This window comes from Pseudomonas lundensis, assembly GCF_001042985.1.
Lineage (GTDB): Bacteria > Pseudomonadota > Gammaproteobacteria > Pseudomonadales > Pseudomonadaceae > Aquipseudomonas > Aquipseudomonas lundensis.
On the sequence record NZ_JYKY01000067.1, the window covers coordinates 1 to 1,550 of the forward strand.

1 protein-coding gene is annotated in these 1,550 nt (G+C 63.8%); it reads right to left on the bottom strand.

Features of this window, described 5'->3' with window-relative positions; translation table 11 throughout:
- On the bottom strand, nt 1–1,550 hold a 1,550-nt coding region (gene hutU, locus TU74_RS22850; protein WP_048377748.1), incomplete at both ends, for a urocanate hydratase.

The following is a 1,550-nucleotide window of genomic DNA, read 5'->3' on the forward strand; positions in this document are numbered from 1 at the left end:
ATCATCGGCAGGTTCAGGCCCTGTTCGTTGGCGCAGTCGATGGCGATTTCATACCCGGCGTCGGCATGGCGCATCACGCCGGTGGCCGGGTCGTTGTGCAGCACGCGGGCGATGCGTTCGGCCGCTTCGTCGGTGCCATCACACACAATCACCATGCCCGAATGCTGCGAGAAGCCCATGCCCACGCCACCGCCGTGGTGCAGCGAAACCCAGGTCGCGCCGCTGGCGGTGTTGAGCAAGGCATTGAGCAGCGGCCAGTCAGACACCGCGTCCGAGCCATCCTGCATGGCTTCGGTTTCGCGGTTGGGGCTGGCCACGGAGCCGGAGTCCAGATGGTCGCGGCCAATCACGATCGGCGCTTTCAGCTCGCCGCTGCGCACCATTTCGTTGAACGCCAGGCCCAACTTCGCACGCTGGCCCAAGCCAACCCAGCAAATACGCGCCGGCAAACCCTGGAAGCTGATGCGCTCGCGGGCCATGTCCAGCCAGTTGTGCAGGTGCGCGTCGTCGGCGATCAGTTCTTTAACCTTGGCGTCGGTCTTGTAGATGTCCTCGGCGTCCCCCGACAGCGCGACCCAACGGAACGGGCCTACGCCACGGCAGAACAGCGGGCGGATGTAGGCCGGTACAAATCCGGGGAAGTCGAAGGCGTTTTCGACGCCGACTTCTTTGGCCATCTGACGAATGTTGTTGCCGTAGTCGAAGGTCGGGATGCCCTGTTTCTGAAAGGCGAGCATGGCTTCGACGTGTTCGCCCATCGACGCCTTGGCGGCGCTGACCACGGCCGCCGGATCGGTCACGGCGCGGTCGCGGTACTGCTCCCAGGTCCAGCCTTTGGGCAGATAGCCGTTGAGCGGGTCGTGGGCGCTGGTCTGGTCGGTGACCATGTCCGGGCGTACACCACGGCGAACCATTTCAGGCAGCAGCTCGGCAGCATTCCCACACAGCGCAATGGAAATGGCTTTGCCTTCGGCGGTGTAGCGGGCGATCCGCGCCAGCGCGTCATCCAGATCGGTGGCCTGTTCGTCGACGTACCGGGTGGCCAGACGGAAATCGATGCGGCTCTGCTGGCATTCGATGTTCAGCGAGCACGCGCCCGCCAAGGTGGCGGCCAGGGGCTGCGCACCGCCCATGCCGCCCAGACCCGCTGTCAGGACCCACTTGCCCTTGAGGCTGCCGTTGTAATGCTGGCGACCGGCTTCGACGAAGGTTTCGTACGTGCCTTGCACAATCCCCTGACTGCCGATGTAGATCCAGCTCCCGGCTGTCATCTGGCCATACATGGCCAGGCCCTTGGCATCCAGTTCGTTAAAGTGTTCCCAGGTCGCCCAGTGCGGCACCAGATTGGAGTTGGCGATCAGCACGCGCGGCGCATTGCTGTGGGTTTTGAACACGCCCACCGGCTTGCCGGATTGCACCAGCAAGGTCTCGTCGTCATTGAGGTGAGTGAGGCTTTCGACAATTTTGTCGTAGCAGTCCCAGTTGCGTGCTGCCCGGCCAATGCCGCCATACACCACCAGCTCGGTCGGGTTCTCGGCCACTTGCGGGTC